Source organism: Actinokineospora spheciospongiae (assembly GCF_000564855.1).
Lineage (GTDB): Bacteria > Actinomycetota > Actinomycetes > Mycobacteriales > Pseudonocardiaceae > Actinokineospora > Actinokineospora spheciospongiae.
In genome coordinates this window covers 1-19,843 of record NZ_AYXG01000090.1, presented here as the reverse complement: position 1 = coordinate 19,843, position 19,843 = coordinate 1, and the positions used below count along the sequence as shown (strand labels likewise).

Annotated in this window: 21 protein-coding genes and 1 pseudogene; 9 read left to right on the top strand and 13 right to left on the bottom strand. The window is 72.2% G+C overall.

Annotated elements, in window-relative coordinates; genetic code table 11:
- Nucleotides 1-408: 408 nt before the first annotated feature.
- Genes UO65_RS12970 through UO65_RS12955 form a run of 4 tightly spaced genes read right to left on the bottom strand, consistent with a single transcriptional unit; the run spans nt 409 to nt 3,881 of the window.
- Nucleotides 409-1,329 (bottom strand): ABC transporter substrate-binding protein, encoded by a 921-nt coding sequence (locus UO65_RS12970; RefSeq protein ID WP_035282168.1) that lies wholly within the window; start codon nt 1,327-1,329, stop codon nt 409-411.
- A gap of 10 nt (nt 1,330-1,339) precedes the next feature.
- The gene (locus UO65_RS12965) at nt 1,340-2,089 is read right to left on the bottom strand and encodes an ABC transporter permease (RefSeq protein WP_035282166.1); all 750 of its coding nucleotides are present in this window, start codon (nt 2,087-2,089) and stop codon (nt 1,340-1,342) included.
- Nucleotides 2,086-2,748: an ABC transporter permease gene (locus UO65_RS12960; protein WP_035282165.1), complete on the bottom strand. Its 663-nt coding sequence runs from the start codon at nt 2,746-2,748 to the stop codon at nt 2,086-2,088. The genes UO65_RS12965 and UO65_RS12960 overlap by 4 nt, the downstream gene beginning before the upstream one ends.
- Complete coding sequence (locus tag UO65_RS12955; protein WP_035282163.1) at nt 2,745-3,881, bottom strand: ABC transporter ATP-binding protein; 1,137 nt, start codon at nt 3,879-3,881, stop codon at nt 2,745-2,747. Before UO65_RS12955 ends, UO65_RS12960 begins: the two co-directional genes overlap by 4 nt.
- 165 nt (nt 3,882-4,046) lie before the next feature.
- Here UO65_RS12955 and UO65_RS12950 point away from each other — a divergent pair, with 165 nt between their 5' ends.
- Nucleotides 4,047-5,534 carry a bis-aminopropyl spermidine synthase family protein gene (locus tag UO65_RS12950; protein ID WP_052021120.1) on the top strand — a complete coding sequence of 496 codons (1,488 nt, stop codon included), beginning with the start codon at nt 4,047-4,049 and terminating at the stop codon, nt 5,532-5,534.
- On the opposite strand, the gene UO65_RS12945 is transcribed toward UO65_RS12950, so the two are convergent.
- Nucleotides 5,531-8,164, bottom strand: coding sequence for a putative bifunctional diguanylate cyclase/phosphodiesterase (locus UO65_RS12945; RefSeq protein ID WP_411431357.1), 2,634 nt, complete (start codon nt 8,162-8,164; stop codon nt 5,531-5,533). The two genes, UO65_RS12950 and UO65_RS12945, sit on opposite strands and share 4 nt — an antisense overlap.
- Before the next feature lie 11 nt (nt 8,165-8,175).
- Nucleotides 8,176-9,381, bottom strand: a complete 1,206-nt coding sequence (locus UO65_RS12940) for an NAD(P)-dependent malic enzyme (RefSeq protein ID WP_084175531.1) — start codon at nt 9,379-9,381, stop codon at nt 8,176-8,178.
- Nucleotides 9,382-9,808: 427 nt separating this feature from the next.
- Between UO65_RS12940 and UO65_RS12935 the strand changes: the two genes are divergently transcribed.
- Nucleotides 9,809-10,417 (top strand): dTDP-4-dehydrorhamnose 3,5-epimerase family protein, encoded by a 609-nt coding sequence (locus UO65_RS12935; RefSeq protein ID WP_035282158.1) that lies wholly within the window; start codon nt 9,809-9,811, stop codon nt 10,415-10,417.
- Between the two features lie 343 nt (nt 10,418-10,760).
- On the opposite strand, the gene UO65_RS12930 is transcribed toward UO65_RS12935, so the two are convergent.
- A complete protein-coding gene (locus tag UO65_RS12930; protein WP_324608967.1) occupies nt 10,761-11,087 on the bottom strand; it encodes a S24/S26 family peptidase in 327 nt (108 codons plus the stop codon).
- A gap of 129 nt (nt 11,088-11,216) precedes the next feature.
- Between UO65_RS12930 and sodN the strand changes: the two genes are divergently transcribed.
- Complete coding sequence (gene sodN, locus UO65_RS12925) at nt 11,217-11,624, top strand: superoxide dismutase, Ni (protein WP_035282154.1); 408 nt, start codon at nt 11,217-11,219, stop codon at nt 11,622-11,624.
- A 73-nt stretch (nt 11,625-11,697) separates the two neighbouring features.
- Here the strand turns inward: sodN and UO65_RS38980 are convergent.
- Together UO65_RS38980 and UO65_RS12915 are read right to left on the bottom strand one after the other, a co-directional pair.
- Nucleotides 11,698-11,943 (bottom strand): annotated as a pseudogene (locus UO65_RS38980) (inositol monophosphatase family protein); the annotation flags it as partial.
- 219 nt (nt 11,944-12,162) lie between these two features.
- The gene (locus UO65_RS12915) at nt 12,163-12,630 is read right to left on the bottom strand and encodes a hotdog fold domain-containing protein (RefSeq protein ID WP_035282150.1); all 468 of its coding nucleotides are present in this window, start codon (nt 12,628-12,630) and stop codon (nt 12,163-12,165) included.
- A gap of 55 nt (nt 12,631-12,685) precedes the next feature.
- Here UO65_RS12915 and UO65_RS12910 point away from each other — a divergent pair, with 55 nt between their 5' ends.
- On the top strand, nt 12,686-13,264 hold the full coding sequence (locus tag UO65_RS12910) for an acid phosphatase (protein WP_035282148.1): 579 nt from the start codon (nt 12,686-12,688) through the stop codon (nt 13,262-13,264).
- Nucleotides 13,265-13,271: 7 nt separating this feature from the next.
- Nucleotides 13,272-13,763 carry a GNAT family N-acetyltransferase gene (locus UO65_RS12905; protein ID WP_035282145.1) on the top strand — a complete coding sequence of 164 codons (492 nt, stop codon included), beginning with the start codon at nt 13,272-13,274 and terminating at the stop codon, nt 13,761-13,763.
- Between the two features lie 96 nt (nt 13,764-13,859).
- Here the strand turns inward: UO65_RS12905 and UO65_RS12900 are convergent, their stop codons facing one another.
- Nucleotides 13,860-14,261: a hypothetical protein gene (locus UO65_RS12900; RefSeq protein ID WP_035282143.1), complete on the bottom strand. Its 402-nt coding sequence runs from the start codon at nt 14,259-14,261 to the stop codon at nt 13,860-13,862.
- 349 nt (nt 14,262-14,610) lie between these two features.
- Here UO65_RS12900 and UO65_RS12895 point away from each other — a divergent pair, with 349 nt between their 5' ends.
- A complete protein-coding gene (locus UO65_RS12895; protein ID WP_035282142.1) occupies nt 14,611-15,546 on the top strand; it encodes a diacylglycerol/lipid kinase family protein in 936 nt (311 codons plus the stop codon).
- A gap of 290 nt (nt 15,547-15,836) precedes the next feature.
- The gene (locus UO65_RS12890) at nt 15,837-16,091 is read left to right on the top strand and encodes a WhiB family transcriptional regulator (protein WP_035282140.1); all 255 of its coding nucleotides are present in this window, start codon (nt 15,837-15,839) and stop codon (nt 16,089-16,091) included.
- Between the two features lie 129 nt (nt 16,092-16,220).
- Here the strand turns inward: UO65_RS12890 and UO65_RS12885 are convergent, their stop codons facing one another.
- Entirely contained in the window at nt 16,221-17,738 is a 1,518-nt protein-coding gene (locus tag UO65_RS12885; protein WP_035282138.1) for a sensor histidine kinase, read from the bottom strand.
- Nucleotides 17,739-17,994: 256 nt separating this feature from the next.
- Between UO65_RS12885 and UO65_RS38975 the strand changes: the two genes are divergently transcribed.
- Entirely contained in the window at nt 17,995-18,069 is a 75-nt protein-coding gene (locus UO65_RS38975) for a 50S ribosomal protein bL37 (RefSeq protein ID WP_096498094.1), read from the top strand.
- Between the two features lie 67 nt (nt 18,070-18,136).
- Here UO65_RS38975 and rsrA read toward each other — a convergent pair whose 3' ends face one another.
- Complete coding sequence (gene rsrA / locus UO65_RS12880) at nt 18,137-18,469, bottom strand: mycothiol system anti-sigma-R factor (protein ID WP_035282136.1); 333 nt, start codon at nt 18,467-18,469, stop codon at nt 18,137-18,139.
- The gene (locus tag UO65_RS12875) at nt 18,466-19,080 is read right to left on the bottom strand and encodes a sigma-70 family RNA polymerase sigma factor (RefSeq protein WP_035282134.1); all 615 of its coding nucleotides are present in this window, start codon (nt 19,078-19,080) and stop codon (nt 18,466-18,468) included. Before UO65_RS12875 ends, rsrA begins: the two co-directional genes overlap by 4 nt.
- A 190-nt stretch (nt 19,081-19,270) precedes the next feature.
- Here UO65_RS12875 and ybaK point away from each other — a divergent pair, with 190 nt between their 5' ends.
- Nucleotides 19,271-19,750, top strand: coding sequence for a Cys-tRNA(Pro) deacylase (gene ybaK / locus UO65_RS12870; RefSeq protein ID WP_035282132.1), 480 nt, complete (start codon nt 19,271-19,273; stop codon nt 19,748-19,750).
- The last annotated feature ends 93 nt before the right edge of the window (nt 19,751-19,843 follow it).

The following is a 19,843-nucleotide window of genomic DNA, read 5'->3' as shown; positions in this document are numbered from 1 at the left end:
CATGATCGCCACCCCCGGCCAAACACATCCACCCACCCGGGCAGTCGCGCAGCCAGGCCGGCGGTTCCCGGGGTGGTCGGCTGGGCAAGCGCCTCCACCCACTGGGGCAGTTGGCTCGCCGGGCTGGCGGTTTTCGGGGTGGTCGGCTGGGCAAACACCTCCACCCACTGGGGCAGTTGGCTCGTCAGGCCAGCGGTTCTCGGGGCGGTCGGCTGGCCAAACACATCCATCCACCCAGGCAGTCGCTCGCCGGGCCGGCGGTTCTCGGGGTGGCTGGTTGGCCCGCTGCGCCGGTGGGGTTCGGTGTGGCTGATCGCCGGGCGGGCGGCGGGTGAGGCTCGGTCTTGGACCGGGAAAGGCCGAGGCCCGCCCCCGGGTCGGGGGCGGGCCTCGGTGGGGCGCGGTGGGTCAGATGCCTGCGGTGGCGAGCCACTCCTTGGCCACGACGGCCGCGTTGGGCTTGCTCGGTGCGGCGAGCTTGCCGTTGAGCTCGATGAGGATGTCGGTGGTCAGCTTCGCCGAGACGGCGTTGAGCGTGGACTTGACCAGGTCGCTGGCCTTGCTCTTGTTGATCAGCGGGACCACGTTCTGGGCGGCGAAGTTGGCCTCCGGGTCCTCCAGGGCGACGAAGTCGTTGGTGGTGATCGCCGGGTCGGTGGTGAACAGGTCGGCCGCCTGGACCGCGCCGGACTTGAGGGCGTCGACCGTCAGCGGGCCGCCGACGTCGAGGGACTTGTACTCCTTGAGTTCCAGCTTGTACTTGTCGGCGAGGCCGGGGATGCCGTCGGCGCGCTTCTGGAACTCCGGCGGGCCGCCGAAGGTGACCGGGCCGGTCTTGGCCAGGTCGCCGATGGTCTTGAGGTTCTTCTCGGTGGCGAAGGCCTTGGTGACGACCACCGCGTCCTTGTCCTCGGCCGCCGACTTGTCCAGGACGGTCAGGGTGTCGGGCAGCGCCGCCTGCAGGGCGGTGTAGACCTCGTCGGCCTTGGACGCGGTGGCGTCCTTCTTGACGTGGGTGAGCAGCACGCCGGTGTACTCGGGGATCAGGTCGATCGAGCCGTCCTGCAGGCCCGGGTAGTAGGTCTCGCGGCTGCCGATGTTCAGCGTCCGGGTGACCTTGACGCCCTTGGCCTCCAGGGCGCCCGCGTAGATCTCGGCGATCAGGGTGCTCTCGGGGAAGTTGGCCGAGCCGACGGCGATGGTGTCCGTGGGCGCGGGGGTGCCCGCGCCGCTGGAGCCGCCCGCGAGCGGGTCACCGGACCCGCCGCAGGCCGTCAGGGTGAGCAGCGCGGCGGTGGCCGCCGCCGCCGCGGTGAGAACGCGCTTCATCGGGGGCTCCTCATGTGCTTTCCGATGCGGACTTGACCGCCATCTGGTGGATTCTGCTGGTGGCGCGCGCCTTGCGCGCGCCGGACTTGCGCAGTCCCGGGGACACCACCAGCCACTGCACGCCGGTGAGCACCAGTTCCACGGCGATGGCCAGGGCGGCGATCAGGATCGCGCCGGAGGCCATCTGGTCGAACTCGCGGTTGGAGAAGCCGTCGATCACGTACCGGCCGAGGCCGCCGAGGGAGACCTGGGCGGCGATGCTGACCGTGGCGATGATCTGCAGGGTCGCCGCTCGCAGCGCGCCGAACATCAGCGGCAGCGCGTTGGGCAGCTCGACCTTGAGCAGGATCTCCCACTCGCGCATCCCCATGCCGCGGGCCGCGTCGACCACCGCTCGGTCGACGTTGCGGATGCCCGCGTAGGTGCCCGCGAGCAGCACCGGGATGCCCAGCACCACCAGGGCGATGGTCAGCGCGGGAACGGCGTTGAGGATGCCGAACCACAGCACGAGCAGGATGACCAGGCCCAGTTCGGGCAGCGCGCGGAAGGAGTTGACGATGCCGACGACGAGCGTGCCGCCCTTGCCGGTGTGGCCGATCCAGGCGCCGAGCGGGATCGCGACGACCGCGGAGGCGAGCACGGCCAGCGCGGTGTAGCCCAGGTGTTCCAGGACGCGCTGCGGGATGCCCGCGGCGCCGTAGGTGGTCCGCCAGTGGGCGGGGTCGGTGAGCCAGTCGACGATCTGCTGGAAGATGCTCACGTGGCCGCCCCCGCCTTGGGGCCGACCCGCGCCCACGGGGTGAGGCGCCTGCCCAGCAGCGCGAGCAGGCCGTCGACGACCAGCGCGAGCAGCACGATGATCACGATGCCCACGATGATCTGGTCGAAGTTCGGCGGTGAGGTCTGCGAGCCCTGCAGCAGCAGGAGGCCGAGGCTGGTGACGCCGATGAGCTGCCCGATGGCGACCAGGCCCATGTTGGACACCGCCGCGACCCGGATGCCCGCGATCAGCACCGGCACGGCCAGCGGCAGTTCGACGGCGAAGAACCGGCCGATCGGGCGGTAGCCCATGGCGGTGGCGGCGGTGGTGACCGACTCGGGGACGGCGGAGAGCGCGTCGGTGATCGACCGCACGAGCAGGGCCACGGTGTAGAGCGTCAGCGCCACCTGCACGTTGATCGGCTCGAGGCTCTGCGTGCCGAGGACCAGCGGCATGATCACGAACAGGGCGAGCGACGGGATCGTGTAGAGCAGGCTGGACAGCGGGACCAGGATCGCCCTGGCCACCGGCCACCGGCTCGACGCCCAGCCCAGGGGCATCGAGACCAGGGTGCCCACCACGACCGGCACGAGCGCCAGCCACAGGTGGGTGAGGATGATCGGGCCCAGCCCGTCGAGGTTGTTCAGCAACCAGTTCACGTGGGGACCTCGCCCGAGCGCCGGGCCTCGGCCAGCGCGGCGATGACGGTGTCGGCGGTGATCCCGCCGACCACGGCGCCGCCGCTGTCGACGGCGATGCCGACGCCGGACGGGGAGCTGAGCGCGGCGTCGAGGGCGTTGCGCAGCGAACCGGAGGTGCCGCCGGATTCGGCGTCGACGCTGTAGAGGGAGCCGCCGGAGATCAGGTTCTCCGCGCTCACCGCGTCGCCCGAGGACGACAGCAGGTCGGCGGAGACCCAGCCCAGCGGGCGCTTCGCGTCGTCGACGACGACCGCCCAGCCGTCGGTGAGCTGACCCCGGGCGGTGTCGACCGCCGTGCCGACCGGGACGCTCGACACGGGGCCGACCGGGACGCCGTGGCCGGGCAGGAAGCCCAGGGCGCGGTAGCCGCGGTCGCGGCCGACGAAGGAGGCGACGAAGTCGTCCACCGGGTTGGCCAGCAGCGCCGAGGGGGTGTCGAACTGGGCCAGCCGCCCGCCGACGCGCAGCACCGCCACCTTGTCGCCGAGCTTGATCGCCTCGTCGATGTCGTGGGTGACGAAGACGATGGTCTTGCCCAGCTCGGATTGCAGGCGCAGCAGTTCTTCCTGCAGGTCGTCGCGGACGATCGGGTCGACGGCGCTGAACGGTTCGTCCATCAGCAGCACCGGCGGGTCGGCGGCGAGCGCGCGGGCCACGCCGACGCGCTGCTGCTGGCCGCCGGAGAGCTGCGCCGGGTAGCGCTTGGCGAAGGCGGCGGGCAGGCCCACCGTCTCCAGCAGCTCCGCGGCCCGCTTGCGCGCGGCGGCCTTGCCGGTGCCGGTGAGCACCGGGACGGTGGCCACGTTGTCGAGCACGGTGCGGTGCGGGAACAGGCCCGCGTTCTGGATGACGTAGCCGATGCCGCGGCGCAGCGCGGACGGCGACTGCGCGCGGACGTCGCGCCCGTCGATGAGGACGGTGCCCTCGGACGGGTCGACCATGCGGTTGATCATGCGCAGTGAGGTGGTCTTGCCGCAGCCGGACGGGCCGACGAGGACGGTGATCCCGCCGTCCTCGATGGCCAGGTCCAGCGCGTCCACCGCCACCGTGCCGTCGGGGTAGCGCTTGGTCACGGACTGGAACTCGATCACTCGGGCCCCTCGTTCGAAACGGCTCCTTGCCGGCCGTGGATTCGAAAACCCTAGTCCGACGGCGCCGGGTGGGCAGGGTGTTCCAGGATGTGACCGGCGAGTCTGTGCCGGGAATCTCCCATCCGGGTCAACCGGGTGCGCCACCTTCCGTAGGCTCTCGCGGTTGTGGCCGATTCGCTGACGACCTTCCTGGACACCCGCGGTGCGCACGCCCGCCCGCTGCGCGACCTCCTGGGCACCCTCGCCGGGGGCTGGACGCCGCTGGAGGAGCTGGTGCGCGCCTCCGCGCAGCCCCGGCGCACGGTGGAGGAGCTGCTGGCCGCCTGCGGCGACCTCGTCGAGCGCGACGGCGCGGCGTGGCGGGCGGTGGGGTCGGCGGCCGGGCGGTTGCGCGACCTGGCGACCCTCCCCCCGGCCGACCCGGGCGCGGTGGCGGCGGCGGTCGAGGAGTACCTGGCGGGTGTGCCCGCCCCGCTGCGCGCCCTCGACCACGTGCAGGCCGACGCGGAGACGGTGCTGCGCCGGGCCCGCTGGCTCGACGACACCTACTGGCTCGACGGGGCGCACCTGCTCTGCGTCGGCGACCACGACCTGACCGCGCTCGCCGCCTGCACGCTGCGCCCGGGCCTGCGGGCGACGGTGGTCGACCTGGACGACCGGTTGCTGTCCTACGTGGACGGTGTGGCGCGCGACCGGGGCCTGGACGTGCGCTGCCTGCACGCCGACTTCCGCTTCGGCCTGCCGCCGCTGGCCGTCGGCTCGGCGGACCTGGTCTTCACCGACCCCCCGTACACCCCGGAGGGGATGCGCCTGTTCCTCGCCCGCGGCGTCGAGGGCCTGCGGGACCCGGACGGCCGGGTGGTCGTGGCCTACGGCTACAGCTCCCGCAACCCGACCCTGGGGCTCAAGACGCAGCAGGAGGTCCTGCGGTTGGGGTTGGTGTTCGAGGCGGTGCTGCCGGGCTTCAACCGCTACCGGGGCGCTCAGGCCGTGGGCAGCGCGAGTGACCTCTACGTGCTGCAACCGACCGCCCGTTCCCCGCGCCTGGCCGAGTCGGGCATCGGCATCTACACGCACGGGCCCCAGTCCCTGGAGTCCGGCGGCACCGACCCGGACGCCGTCGCCGCCCTGCTCCGCCTGACCCGGGCCGACGCGGCCGGTCAGCCCGCGCTGCTCGGCCCCGGGTGGGCCGAACCGGTCCGCTCCGGGGGTCTGCTCGCCTACGACCTCGCCGCCGACCCCGGCCCGTGGCTGGCCCGCACGCTGGTCGCCGCCCCGTCGGTGCGGGTGGGCGCCCTGGTGCCGAACAACCACCCGGACATCGTCGACGCCCGGGGGCAGAACGCGTTGAAGGACCTGTTGGCGGCCAAGTTCCGGCTGACCTTCCACCGCAGCACCCCCGACGGCAAGCACGCCGTGGTCACTGCTGATCCGGTCGACACCCCGGGCGTGGTGAAGGCCCTGCTGGAGCGGGCGCACGGCAAGCTGGGGAACGTCTGGCGCGAGGCGCTGATCCGCGCCACGCCGGGGCTGACCAAGCGGGAGGCCAGGGAGCGGGTCGCCGCCCTCGTCCCGGATGAGGCGGACCTGGACGCCCGGCTGATCGACCTGCCGCTGGAGCGGCTGCGGGGAGTGCTGGCGGCGGCGGGTTAGGCGCCGCTGGGGATGTGGACGGGGCCGAGCTTGAGGAGTTCCCGGAATTCCCTGGCCGGGATGGGTCTCGACATCAGCCAGCCCTGGTAGGCGTCGACGCCGACTCCGCGCAGGACGTGGAACTGGGTGGCGTTCTCCACGCCCTCGGCGACGCAACTGCGGCCCATGGCCCTGGCCATGTCGACCAGGGCGCGGGCGACGGCGAAGTCGGAGGCGTCGGTGGCGACCCCGGAGACGAACCGGCGGTCGATCTTGATGATCTGCGCCGGGAGTTCCTTGAGCCGGGCCAGCGACGAGTAGCCGGTGCCGAAGTCGTCGACGGCGAAGCGGACGCCGCGCTCCACCAGTTCGGCCATGGCCTCGCGGCTGCGGGAGGGCAGGTCGATGAGGCTGGTCTCCACCAGTTCCAGGATGACCCGGTCCCAACTGATGCCGGTGGCCGCGACGCAGGAGGTGACGATGTCGACGAAGTCCGGGTCGCCGGGGACCAGGCCCGCGAGGTTGACCGCGATGGCCACGCCGCCGGTGAGGACGCCGCCGCAGAGCTGGGGCCACTCGGCGGCCTCGGTGAACGCGGTGCGCAGCACCCAGCGGTCGAGTTCGCCCTGCAGGTCGCCCTGCTCGGCGACCGGGAGGAACTCACCGGGCATGAGCAGGCCGCGCTCCGGGTGCGGCCAGCGGACCAGGGCCTCGGCGGACAGGACCGTGCCGTCCGGGCCGACGACCGGCTGGTAGTGCAGGACCAGTTGGTCGTTGGCGATGGCCTCGCGCAGTTGGCCCTCCAGCAGCATCTGGCTGTTGGCCGAGGCGATCAGCGCGTCCGAGGCCATCGAGACCCGGCCGGTGCCGCGGGCCTTGGCGGCGAACATGGCCGCGTCGGCGTAGCGCAGGAGGTCGGCGCCGCTGGTCTCCGGGCCGGTGGGCACCGCCGCGCCGATCGACGCCGACACCCGCAGCAGTTGCCCGCGCACCGGCACCGCCGTGCGCAGCAGGCTCGCCACCTGGTTGGCCAGCACCTCCACCCCGCCCGCCTCGTCCACGTCGGAGCAGATGACGACGTACTCGTCGCCGGACATCCTGGCCACCGTGCAGCTCGGCGGCAGCCCGCGCTCCAGGCGGCGGGCCAGGGCGGTGATCAGCTCGTCGCCGACGTCGTGGCCGAGGGAGTCGTTGACCCGCTTGAAGTTGTCGACGTCGCAGAACAGCAGGGCGATGCGCTGGTAGTCGCGGCCGCCGAGCAGGGTGGCGAGCAGTTCCTTGACCGCGGCGCGGCCGGGCAGGCCGGTCAGCTCGTCGTGGGTGGCCTGGTGGCGCAGGCGCTCGGCGGTGCGGCGGCGGTCGGTGACGTCGGCGAAGACCACCAGCCAGAAGCGCCTGCCGTCGTCGGTGACCGACACGGTGGCGTTCAGCTCGCAGTAGACCGGTTTGCCCGCGGCGGTGCTGAGGACCCGCTGCCCGCTGTGGAAGGCCGGGGTGTCGCGGCCGCGCCGGGACTCCCGGTCGTCGGGGTGGGTGAGCTGCTCGGCGGTGGTGCCGCGCAGCCGCTCCAGGTCCATGCCCAGCAGCGAGCACAGCGCGTCGTTGGCGTCGACCAGCCGCTCGGCGTCGTCGAACAGCGCGATGCCGACCGGGGTGATGGCCACCAGATCGGTGAACCGCTTGCTGGAGCGCTGCATCCTGGTCTCGGTGGAGCGCTGCTCGGTGACGTCCTGGCAGGTGCCGATCATGACGCCGCGGTCGGGGTCGGCGGCCTCGCCGCGCACCCGGAACACCCGCCGCTTGCCGTCGGGGCGCACCACCCGGTGCTCGCACTCCACCGGCCTGCGCGCGCTCGCCAGTTCCTGCCAGCGCTGGTCGACCCAGCCCCGGTCGTCCGGGTGCACGATCCTGAGGTAGTCCGAGTAGGTGATCGCGGTGCCGGGGGCGATGCCCGCCAGGTCGTAGAGCATGGAGGACCACACGCAGTCGCCGGTCGCGGTGTCCCACTCCCAGGTGCCCATCCTGGCCACCCGCTGGGTTTCGCGGAACAGCCGCCCGTCCTGGCTGAGCTGGCGCTCCAGGGCGCGGATCTTGGTGACGTCCTGCACGGTGCCGTGCACGGTCACCAGGGCGCCGGAGGCGTCGAACTCGGCGCGGGCGCGCACCAGGTAGGACCGCTCCCCGGTCACGTCGCGGACGTCGAGGTCGAGGGTTTCCGGGCTGCGCTGCGCCCACAGCCGGTCGCGGAACTCGCCCAGCACCGCCAGGTCCTCCTGGTGCACCAGGGCAACCAGGTCCTCGACCGTGCCGTCGGCGGGGAGCCCGCAGAGGCCGCGCAGCCCGGCGGAGAGGTAGGCGCGGCCCGTGGCGGCCTCGACGGTCCAGCTGCCCATGCGCGCGATCCGCTGGGCCTCCAGCAGCACGGCGCGCTCGGCGGCCGGGTCGTCGTCGAAGTTGGCCACGCCCGGTTCTACCAGGCCGGGGGCCGCGGATCGACCGCGCGCCGGACCCGGTACGGGTCCGGCGCCGGGGGTGTCGGGGGTGGCAGGGGTGCCGGGTGCGCGGGCGTGGGGGTCGGCCCGCACGACATGCTCGGCCACGGCGCAACCTCCACCCCTCGTGTGCGCGGGTGGGGCACCGCTGCCGAGCATCCCGCTGTGGGTCAGGCTACCCCGTCCTCCTTCGCCGCCCGAGCGACCGCCGCGGCCACCTCGGGGGCCACCCGCGGGTCCAGGGCGCTGGGGACGATCCGGTCCGGGCCCAGGTCGTCCTCGGCGACGGCGGCGATCGCGTCGGCCGCGGCCAGCTTCATCCGCTCGGTGATCCGGCGGGCGCCCGCGTCCAGCGCGCCGCGGAAGATTCCGGGGAAGGCCAGCACGTTGTTGATCTGGTTCGGGAAGTCGCTGCGGCCGGTGGCGACGATCGCCGCGTGCCGCCGCGCCACCTCGGGGTGGATCTCCGGGTCCGGGTTCGACAGGGCGAAGACGATGGAGTCCGGCGCCATGGAGGCCACGACCTCCTCGGGCACGGTGCCCGCGGACAGGCCGACGAACACGTCCGCGCCGCGCATGGCCTCGGCGGCGCCGCCGCGCAGGTTGGCGTTGTTGGTGACCTCGGCCATCCGCTCCTTGATCGGGTTGAGCCCGTCGCGGCCGGGGAAGACGATGCCCCGGGAGTCCAGCAGGGTCACGTCACCGACCCCGGCGGCGATGAGGATCTTCGCGCAGGCCACGCCCGCGGCACCGGCGCCCGCGATGACCACGCGCTGGTCGGCGATGTCCTTCGACAGCACCTTGTTGGCCCCGCGCAGGGCGGCCAGCAGCACGATCGCGGTGCCGTGCTGGTCGTCGTGCATGACCGGGCAGTCCAGTGCCTGGATCAGCCGCTCCTCCAGCTCGAAGCAGCGCGGGGCGGAGATGTCCTCCAGGTTGACCGCGCCGAAGGAGGGCCGCAGCCGCACCAGGGTCTCGATGATCTCGTCGACGTTCGTGGTGTCGAGCACCAGCGGGATCGAGTCCAGGCCGCCGAAGGTCTTGAACAGCGCCGCCTTGCCCTCCATGACCGGCAGCGAGGCCGCCGCGCCGATGTCGCCGAGGCCGAGCACCGCGGTGCCGTCGGAGACGACCGCCACCAGCCGCGAGGTCCAGGTGTAGCGCTTGGCCAGCGCCTTGTCCTGGGCGATCGCCAGGCTGACCTTGGCCACCCCCGGGGTGTAGGCGATGGCGAGGGCGCGCGGGTCGGCCAGCGGCTTGGTCACCTCGATGCCGAGCTTGCCGCCCTCGTGCGCGGTGAAGATCTCCTCGTCGGTGATCGGCCCCGCCGTCACGTCGTCGCTCACACTTGCCTCAATCTCGTTCAAAGCGGTCATGGCGTCCCTCCTGGATCGCACTGCGCTCGACGCGCGCGGAAGCACGGAGCGGTCGTCGGGACGGCGACGGCGTGGCCGCGACGGTTCGTACGGTCCGTCGCGGTGGGCCGCGGCCGTTGCCCCGGCGGGGGTTCGGTCACCGCCCCGGGGGTGCGGGGGCGACGGCCGCGGACGCTGCGGTCCGGCCAGTCTGGCAGCTCCCTTTCGGCGGTGTCTGCGGCGGGGGTCACATCGGGGCGACCTTTGTCCGCAGGTCAGACCCGCTTTCGCAAGACGTCCGTCCGGTTTTGTTGATCGAGCACAGATGTACCTGGTGTTTTCCCCGTGTGACAGCCGAATGGCGCAACGGGTGCGTGAGGCACGTCTCTGCCCGCCGTCAAGCCCCTCTTGCGCGCCGCGGGCCGGACCGGCTCTCTAGGATCACCCCATGCAGGTACGCGAGCTGAACGTTCCCGACGCCTTCGAGTTCACCCCCCGGACATTCCCGGACACCCGCGGCGTGTTCGTGTCACCGTTCCAGGGCGAGGCGTTCACCAAGGCGGCCGGGCACCCGCTGGTGGTGGCGCAGAGCAACCACAGCCAGTCCCGCAAGGGCGCCATCCGCGGCCTGCACTTCGCCGACGTGCCGCCCGGCCAGGCCAAGTACGTGTACTGCCCGCAGGGCGCGCTGCTCGACTTCGTGGTGGACCTGCGGGTCGGCTCGCCCACCTTCGGCCAGTGGGACGCGGTCCGCCTCGACCCGGTCGACTTCCGCGCGGTCTACGTCCCCGAGGGCGTCGGCCACGGCTTCGTCGCCCTCGAGGACGACACGGTGATCTCCTACCTGTGCTCCACCGGCTACAACCCCGGCGCCGAACACGGCATCAACCCCCTCGACCCGGACCTGGCGCTGCCGTGGGAACCGGGCCTGCCCGCGGTCCTGTCCGAAAAGGACGAGGCGGCACCGTCGCTGGCGGAGGCCCTGGCCACCGGCCTGCTCCCCCGGTACGCCGACTGCGTGGCCCACTACGAGAAGCTCAGGACCGCCACCGCCTGATCCGTCGCGCGGTCCGCAGGGTTCCGCGCCCTCGGCCGAGCCCCGGCGTGGCCCGCGGGTCCGGTGTGGCCCGTGCCGTCGAGCCCCGTCCAAGCCGCCGCCCGGACCCCGGCATGGCCTCGGGTCCGGTGTGGCCCGTGCCTGCCGAGCCCCGTCCGAGCCGACCACCCCGGCTTCGGCGTGACCCGCGGGTCCGGTGTGACCCGCGGGTCCAGTGTGGCCCGGTGCGGCCGAGACCCGCCCAGGCTGCCGCCCGGGTCCCGGCGCGGCGCACAGGCCCGGTGTGGCCCACGCCCGCCGAGCCTCACCCAAGCCGCTTGCCCGGGCCCGGCGCGGTCCGCCGTCAGGGCCGCGACCGCCCGAGCCGCCGGGGCGCGGGCGCCAGCCGCCAGAGGACCACGGCGTGCACCCGGGCGGGACCCAACCCCCGGGAGTCGGTGGACCCGCGCGGGTTGTCCCCCTCGACGTGCCACCCGCCGCCGTCGGGCCGCACCGCCCGCTTCACCGACAACTGCCCGGGCCGGTCGTCCCAGGTCACCAGCACCACGTCACCCGGCCGGGGGTTCTTGCGCACCGCCACCACGGTGTCCCCGTCCCCCAGCGTCGGGGCCATCGAGGGCCCGCGGACCCGCACCCGGCGCAGCGGGTACCACCCCATCACCGCGTCCACGCCGCACCTCCCCCCGGCCGCTCCCGTCCCCCCGTGGCGATCATCTCCGACCACCTCCACCTGCCACCCCGCGCCCCCCGGAGTAGGGTCGATTTCGTCGGAGCATCCCCGTTTTTCCATGGAGGAACCATGCGACTGGTGTCGCGCTTTCTCACCCCTCGCCTGGAGGCAACCGCGCACTGCGACCTCCCGTGCGGTGTGTACGACCCGGCGCAGGCCCGCATCGAGGCCGAGTCCGTCAAGGCCATCCAGCAGAAGTACCAGGACAACGAGGACCCCGAGTTCCGCACCCGCGCCATCCTGATCGCGGAGCAGCGCAGCGAACTCGTCAAGCACCACCTGTGGGTCCTGTGGACCGACTACTTCAAGCCCCCGCACTTCGAGAAGTACCCGGATCTTCACGACCTGTTCAACCGCGCCACCAAGGCCGCGGGCGCCACCGGCACCAAGGGTTCGATGGACCCGGCCACCGGCCAGGCCCTCCTCGACCTGATCGGCGAGATCGACAAGGTCTTCTGGGAGACCAAGAAGGCGTGAGCCAGAGCGTCTGAAACGGCGCTGACCAGCGGATATCCTTTCGCTGGTCAGCGCCGTTTGTCGTTCCCGCCTCGGCTGCGATGAGCACACCCGCGGCCGTGTCCCACGACTTGTTGACGAGCATGATCACCGCATCGGTGATCCCCGCGCTCACCCACGCGAGGTCCACCGCGGCCGAACCGAACACGCGGACGCGTTCGACGTTCCTGCTGAGCCTTTCGGTCAGGCGCAGGCCGCCGGGGAATGGGCTGGCGCTTGAGGACAGGCGTCGAGGCTTCAAGGCGCGGAAGTTGGGGAGGTGGGGCTGCACGACGCGCATGTGGTCGTCGATCACGATGATGTTGAAGCGGACCGGCTCGTCGTAGGTGCGGGTGCGGAGGTTGAGGCGGGCCTCGGGGGTGAGGCGGTCCCAGGGCGTGTGACAGCTTGCAGGTTGATCCGGGTCAGGGCGACCAGGTGGCCGGGCGGGTCTTCTTCCTCCTGCTCGCGGCGGGTGATGTTCTTGCCATCCGGATCAAGGAAGAGGGGTGCGGCGGAGTCACCTGGTCGGGGAGACGCGGATGGTGATGGTGGCTGTGGCGACCTCCTGGTCCGCGCGGTCGCGGATGGAGATCGGGACGGGGAGGTCGAACGGGGTCGGGCCGAACTCCGGGACCTCGGCGGTGGCCACGGCGGTGAGGCTGGTGGTGGCCTTGGCCGTGTAGGCGACCACCATGCCCTTGGGAATCCAGCGGTGGGTGGTGGGGACGGTGGCCTCGGCGAGCATCCCCATGGCCAGCTCGGCCATGTTGCACACGGCGATGGCGTGGAAGGTGCCGATGTGGTTGTGCACGCCCCACCACTTGGGCGCGCGGACCTCGGCGCGGCCGGGGCGCATGTCGACCACCGTGGGCAGGATGGTGCGGAAGTAGGGGACGCGGAGCACGGCCGCGGCGGAGAAGAGGCGGGGGCCGAGGGGTTTGCCCGCGAGGGCCTGCCAGGCGCGGTAGGTCGTGGTGGCGGTCACGGGAAACCAAGTTACTCACCGGTAGCACAACCGACAAGGGGCTTAGGATCAGCGCATGAGCAACACCGTCTATCTGCTCCGGCACGGGCAGACCGAGTGGTCCGAGACCGGCAAGCACACCGGGCGCACCGACATCCCGCTGACCGGGGAGGGGGAGGCGCGGGCGCGGCGGGCCGGGACGGTGTTGGCGGGACTGCGCGGTGAGCGGCCTGCCGTGGTCATCACCAGCCCTCGACAGCGGGCGGTTCGGACGGCCGCGCTGGCCGGGTTGGTCGTGGACGAGACCACCGAAGAGCTGGCCGAGTGGGACTACGGCGACTACGAGGGGCTGACCACGCCCGAGATCCGGGAGACGGTGCCGGGGTGGACGGTGTGGACGCACCCCTGCCCGAACGGGGAGACCGCCGAGCAGGTGACCGACCGGGCGGTGCGGCTGGTGGACCGGGTCCGCAGGCTGGACAGCGATGTGGTGTTGGTGGGGCACGGGCACTTCAGCCGGGTTCTGGTGGCCACCTGGATCGGGCAGCCGTCGACCTATGGCGTCCACTTCGGACTTGACGCGGCGGGGATCGTGGTGCTCGGCGATGAGCGCGGGGTTCCGCAGATCAAGCGCATGAACATCCCTTCGGAGTGAGGAAGCGATGACCGACAGCAGGGTTCGCCGGGTGGTCGAGTCCGATGTGGACGCGGTGGTGGGGTTGGTGCACGAGCTGGCCGAGTACGAGCGGGCGTCCCACGAGTGCCACCTGACCGCCGAGCAGCTTCGGGCCACGCTGTTCGGCGGGTCGCCCGCGTTGTTCGGGCACGTCGCCGAGGTGGGTGGGGAGGTGGTCGGGTGCGCGCTGTGGTTCCTGAACTTCTCCACGTGGCGCGGGACGCACGGGATCTACCTCGAAGACCTCTACGTGCGGCCGACCGAGCGCGGTGGCGGGCTGGGCAAGGCGCTGCTGACCGCGTTGGCCGAGGAGTGCGTGGCCCGCGGGTACCAGCGGCTGGAGTGGGCGGTGCTGAACTGGAACGAGCCCGCCATCGGGTTCTACCGGTCGATCGGGGCGGTGCCGATGGACGGGTGGACCGTGAACCGGCTGACCGACGGTGCCTTGACCGCCCTGGGCGGGGGCACCCGGGGCTGACCGCCCGGTCGGGCGCACCCGGGGGCGCTGGTCGGAAATTTTCCCGACGCGGTCAAGGCGCGGCCATTGTGGACGCGCCCCCACCCGTTCGGAGCACTACTCGTCCCCGAGGCCCTCGGCCCAGGCCGTGGTGGCGGGGTGGAACAGCAGGACCAGGGTGACCAGGCAGCCGAGACCGACCGGGATGCCGATGTCGGGGCGCCCGGACGGGCCCAGGGCGTACCAGGCGGCCCCGGCCAGGAGCACCTGGAGCACGATCGACGGGCTGCGCGACCAGGTCTTCCCCAGCAGCAGGCCCGCCGAGCACGCGGCGACGCCCGCGGTGAGGACGGCGAAGTAGGCCGCTTCGCCGAGCACCGTCCCGGTGTTGAACGAGGTGTCCCCGCCGAAGGCCTGGAACACCAGGAAGACGGTGAAGCCCAGGGCCACGAGGGCTTGCAGGCCGATCAAGGCGCCCGCGCCGAGGACGGTGCGGGGGGCCGTGGAGGTCAGTCGCACAGGGGCCTCGGGGGGGTCGGGGGGCGGGTCGGTCGGGGGCGCACGTGACGGTGCGTGTGCACCGCCGATCGTATGCCACTCGGACGGCCGGTCGTGCCGGGCGAGCGCGCCAGGCAAGATCAGGGGTGTCACACCTCGCGGAGCGATGAGCAGACGGTCGTCTGGGTGCACTCGTCGGACCGGGAGGCGCCGCAGTGGAAGGAGCGTCGGACTCGGTCACGGATGAGTGAAGTGGTGCCTGCTGAGCGTCACGGTCGACCCGGGCGGCTGACACCGGTTCGGGAGTGGATTCACCCTGTGGTGGCGGGTGAGGTCCGGGGCGGTGCGGATGCCGGCTTACCCTGCGGCAATGCGAGCAGTTCTCGTGGTGAACCCGAAGGCCACCGCCACCACCCCGGCGGGCCGGGACGTGCTGGCGAGCGCGCTGGCCAGCGCGGTGAAGCTCGACGTGGTGGAGACCGACTACCGGGGCCACGCGCAGGCCGCCGCCGCGCAGGCCGCCGTCGACGGCGCGCACCTGGTGGTCGCGCACGGCGGTGACGGGACGGTCAACGAGGTCGTCAACGGCCTGCTGGCCGCCGGTCCCCGGTCGGGCACCCCGATGCTGGGCGTGGTCCCCGGCGGTTCCGCCAACGTGTTCGCGCGCGCCCTGGGGCTGCCGCGCAACCCGGTGGAGGCGACGCACGTGCTGCTCCGCGCTCTGGCGCGGGAGCGGACGCGGCGGGTCGGGCTGGGCCGGGTCGAGGCGGACGGCGACGGCGGCGCGCACCGGTGGTTCACCTTCAACGCGGGCATGGGCTGGGACGCCGACGTGGTCGAGCGGGTCGCCCGCAAGCGCGGGAAGAAGGCCACCACCTCGCTCTACGCGCGTTCGGCGCTGGCCAGGTACGTACGCCCCGGCCGGGATCGGCCCGCCCTCACCCTGGAGATCCCCGGTGAGGCGCCGATCGAGGGGCTGCGGCTGGCGTTCGTGTCGAACACCGACCCGTGGACCTACTTCAACAGCCGCCCGATCCGGCTCAACCCCGGCTGCACCTTCGAGGGCGGGTTGGGGTTGTTCGCGCTGCGGTCGCTGAGCGTGCCGACGGTGCTGGGCGCGTTCCGGCGGGCGTTGAGCACTGCCGACAAGCAGCACGGCAAGCGCCTGGTGCGCCGCGACGACATCCCCGGGGTCGTGGTCACCTCGGCGGAGCCGGTGCGGTTGCAGTGCGACGGGGACCTGCTCGGGGAGCGGAAGCGAGTGGTTTTCACCGCTGTTCCGGACGCGTTGACAGTCGTTGTTTGAGGCTCCGGGGGCCGGGGTAGGTCCTTAGGCGTACGCAGATCCACAACTGCAGATGCTCACCGTTGCCAGACGCCCCGACCGGGGGTCCACGGCCGTGTTACGGCCGTGATCAAATCGTTGCCCTCGGTCGTCACAGGGCGCTGACGTGGATCTTTCGGGTGAGTTCACTCACCGGGGTCAGAACAACCCTTGACATCCGCTGAGTTCGTGAAACCATTCACAAGCACCCCGACGACCGGATGACGACTAGAGGCACGCCATTGCGCGCCTTGAGCGAGGAGCAAGTAGAAATGGACTGGCGCCACCGCGCGGCCTGCCGTGACGAGGACCCCGAACTGTTCTTCCCCGTGGGGACGAGTGGTCCCGCGGTCCTGCAGGTCTCCGAGGCGAAGGCCGTTTGCCACCGCTGCCCCGTCGCCTCCAACTGCCTGTCCTGGGCACTCGAGAGCGGCCAGGACGCTGGCGTTTGGGGCGGAATGAGTGAGGACGAGCGTCGTGCGCTGAAGCGCCGCAACGCTCGTACCCGGGCACGCAGCAACGCCTGAGCTTCCGCACAACACAAACGCGTAGAAGGTCGATCACCGAGAAATCGGTGATCGACCTTCTTGCCTTTTACCGGTTCTTTCCCCGAATCGGGGAAAGCCCCTAACCGCCCCGATCCCCTAATGCGATCCCTAGCGGCGGTGGGAAAGGGGAACGCGCAGCACCGCCTCGGTGCCCGCGCGGTCCCGGCGGCTCAGCGACAGCGTGCCCCGCAGCTCCGATTCCATCAGCGTGCGCACGATCTGCAGGCCGAGCCCGTTCGCCCGCTCCAGGGAGAAGCCGCGCGGCAGGCCCTTGCCGTCGTCGGCGACCACCACGTCCAGCCAGCGGGCCGAGCGGGTGGCGGTCACGACCACCTCGCCGGAGTGCCCGGCCGGGTAGGCGTGCTCCACCGCGTTCTGGATCAGCTCGGTCAGGATCATGACCAGCGGGGTGGCGGTCTCGGCGGCGACCACGCCGAACTGGCCGCTCTTGCGGACCTTCACGTGGCTCTCGGCCGCGGCCACGTCCCCGATGACCGGGATGACCTTGTCGATCAGCTCGTCGAGGTCCACCCGCTCGTCCACCGAGGTGGACAGGGTCTCGTGCACCATGGCGATCGCGGCGACCCGGCGGACCGACTCGGCCAGCGCCTCCTTGGCCTCCGGCGAGTTCGTCCGCCGCGACTGCAGGCGCAGCAGGGCGGCGACGGTCTGCAGGTTGTTCTTCACCCGGTGGTGGATCTCGCGGATCGTGGCGTCCTTGGACATCAGCGCCCGGTCGCGCCTGCGCACCTCGGTGACGTCGCGGCAGAGGACCAGCGCGCCCGCGGGCTTGCCGCCGGGGCGCAGCGGCAGCGCCCGGAACAGCACCGCCGCCCCGCGCCGCGACTCCGCCTCGGTGCGCATGCTGGGCTGCCCGTCGAGGGCCATCAGGATGCGCTGGGCGACCTCGGTGGCGTCGAACGGGTCGGCGATCAGCGACCGGGTCAGCGGGGCCAGCCGCACCCCGACCAGGTCGGCGGCGTGGCCCATCCGGTGGTAGGCCGACAGCGCGTTGGGGCTGGCGAACACGACCGCGCCGCTGGTGTCGAGCCGGATCAGGCCGTCGCCGACGCGGGGGCTGGTGTGCACGTCCGGGGAGGGTTCCGCGGTGGGGAAGGTGCCGTCGCCGACCATGTGGCACAGGTCGCCCGCGATGCCCAGGTAGGCGATCTCCAGGCCGCTGGGCACCCGGGGCACGGCGAGGTTGGTCTCCCGGGACAGGATGCCCACGACCTCGCCGCCGAAGCTGACCGGCACCGCCTCGCGGCGCACCGGCACCCCCAGGTACCAGCGCGGGTCCTCCTCGCGGCAGATGCGGCGCTCGGCGGCGGCGCGGCGCAACTGCGGGTTCTCCCTGGCGTCGGTGTGGCTGCCCACCACGTCCTCCGGGTGGGCGGTCGGGGCGGTGGTGGGCCGCGCCTGGGCAACGCAGATGTAGCGGTCCCCGGCCTCGGGGTCCGCCGCGGCGGCGCCGTCGGGCTCCTCGGTCACCTTGACCCAGAGCAGGAAGTCGGCGAAGGACAGGTCGGACAGCAGTTGCCACTCGGCGACGACCAGTTGCAGGTGGTCGACGGCGCCACCGGAGAGGCCGGTGTGCTCGGCGAGCAGGTCAGAGAGCGTGGACACGCGACTCCGCGGGGGTTTCGGTGGGACTGGCTCCAGGACGACCACGGTGCCACCCGCCACCGCGCGCTGTCCCCCGGGTGCGACGACCGTCATCACCCCGGCGACGGGCCCCGCCGACCGGTCGGGTGGTCGCGCACGTCGTCGCACGACCGGCCCAGCCGGGGCGGGGATGAGCGGCATGGCAAAATCGTGGCCAGCGGCGTGGGAACCGGCGGCTGCCGGCGTCCCGCGTCAATCCCGAGTCAAGGAGGCACCCATGTCGAAGCGCGCCCGCAAGCGTCGCGACCGCAAGAAGGGTGGCGCGAACCACGGTAAGCGCCCCAACGCCTGAGCGGTCGCCTCAGACGGACGAAGGCCCCAGGCGCAACCGCGCCGGGGGCCTTCGCACGTCCGGGGGTTCAGTCCTCGGTGGTGGTCTCGACCGTGGTCGTCGTCTCGACCGTGGTGGTCCTGGTGACCGTGACCGACCCGCCGTGGTCGATCACCGACTGCCGGATCGAGGCGCGCAGCCGGGCGCGGAACTCGTCCGGCGCCTGGTCGCCGCCGCACTTGCGGGCCAGCAGGACCTTGAGGTGCTCCTCCACGCCGTACTGCTCCAGGCAGGGCCTGCACTCCTCGAGGTGCTTGGCCAGCAGGTCGCGCTTGTCGCTGCCGCACTCGCGGTCGAGGAAGACCCAGACGTCGGCCAGCACCTCGGAGCAGTTCGTCTCGTGCTCTCCGCCGCAGTTCACGACCCGGCCACCTCCCCGGAGCGCACGAACCCGCGTTCCCTGGCCACCCCGGCGAGCAGGTCGCGCAACTGGCGGCGGCCACGGTGCAGGCGGGACATGACGGTGCCGATGGGCGTGCCCATGATGTCGGCGATCTCCTTGTAGGCGAAGCCCTCGACGTCGGCGAGGTAGACCGCCAGCCGGAACTCCTCGGGCAACTGCTGCAACGCCTGCTTCACGTCGTCGTCCGGCAGCAGGTCCATCGCCTCGACCTCGGCGGAGCGCAGCCCGCTGGAGGTGTGGTTCTCGGCCTTGGCGAGCTGCCAGTCGGTGATCTCGTCGGTCGGCGACTGCAACGGTTGGCGCTGCCGCTTGCGGTAGCCGTTGATGTAGGTGTTGGTGAGGATGCGGTACAGCCACGCCTTGAGGTTGGTGCCCGCGGAGAACGACTCGAAGGCCGCGTAGGCCTTGAGGTAGGTCTCCTGCACCAGGTCCTCGGCGTCGGCCGGGTTGCGCGTCATCCGCAGGGCGGCGGAGTAGAGCTGGTCGAGCAGCGGCATGGCGTCGCGCTCGAACCGCTCCGCCCGCTGGGCGGGTGTCTCGGTGTGGGGCTGGGTCTCGGTGCGGGGCACCGCACTCCCTTCGGCGGCTCGCGCTCCCGTGCTCAGGTGCGCATACGGCTGCACCGAGCTTACTCGGCTGTCGTCGCGCCTGCCCGGCCCGGAGCGTGAACTCGGCCTCCTGCTCTGCCTGATCAGCTCGGTCTGCACGCCTTTCACAACGCTGCCGGGGCCGCGCGCATTCCGCGCTAGGGTGCCGCCCGTGGCAGGACGAGGAACCCCGGCGACCGCGCTGCTGGCCAAGCGCGGGATCACCCACCAGGTGCACAGCTACGAGCACGACCCGAGGGCGGAGTCCTACGGGTCCGAGGCGGCCGAGGCGATGGGCGTCGAGCCGTCGCGGGTGTTCAAGACGCTGCTGGCCGACGTCGACGGGGCGCTGGTGGTCGGGATCGTGCCGGTGGACACCCAGCTCGACCTCAAGGCGCTGGCGGCGGCGGTCGGCGGGAAGAAGGCGCGGATGGCCGAGGTGGCCGCCGCCGAGCGCTCGACCGGGTACGTGGCGGGCGGGATCTCGCCGCTGGGGCAGAAGAAGCAGCTACGTACGGTGCTCGACACCTCGGCGCTGGCGTTCCCGACCGTGTTCTGCTCGGGCGGGCGGCGCGGGCTGGAGATCGAGCTGGCCTCAGCCGACCTGGTGGCGCTGACCAGGGCGGTGACGGCGGCCATCGCCGCGCACTGAGCCGTGCGGGCTTCACTCGATCAGGCGATGTTTTCGCTGTGGTGCCCGGGTGGGTGGATCTGCTTGGGCGGGGCCCCTACAGCGATCATGCGC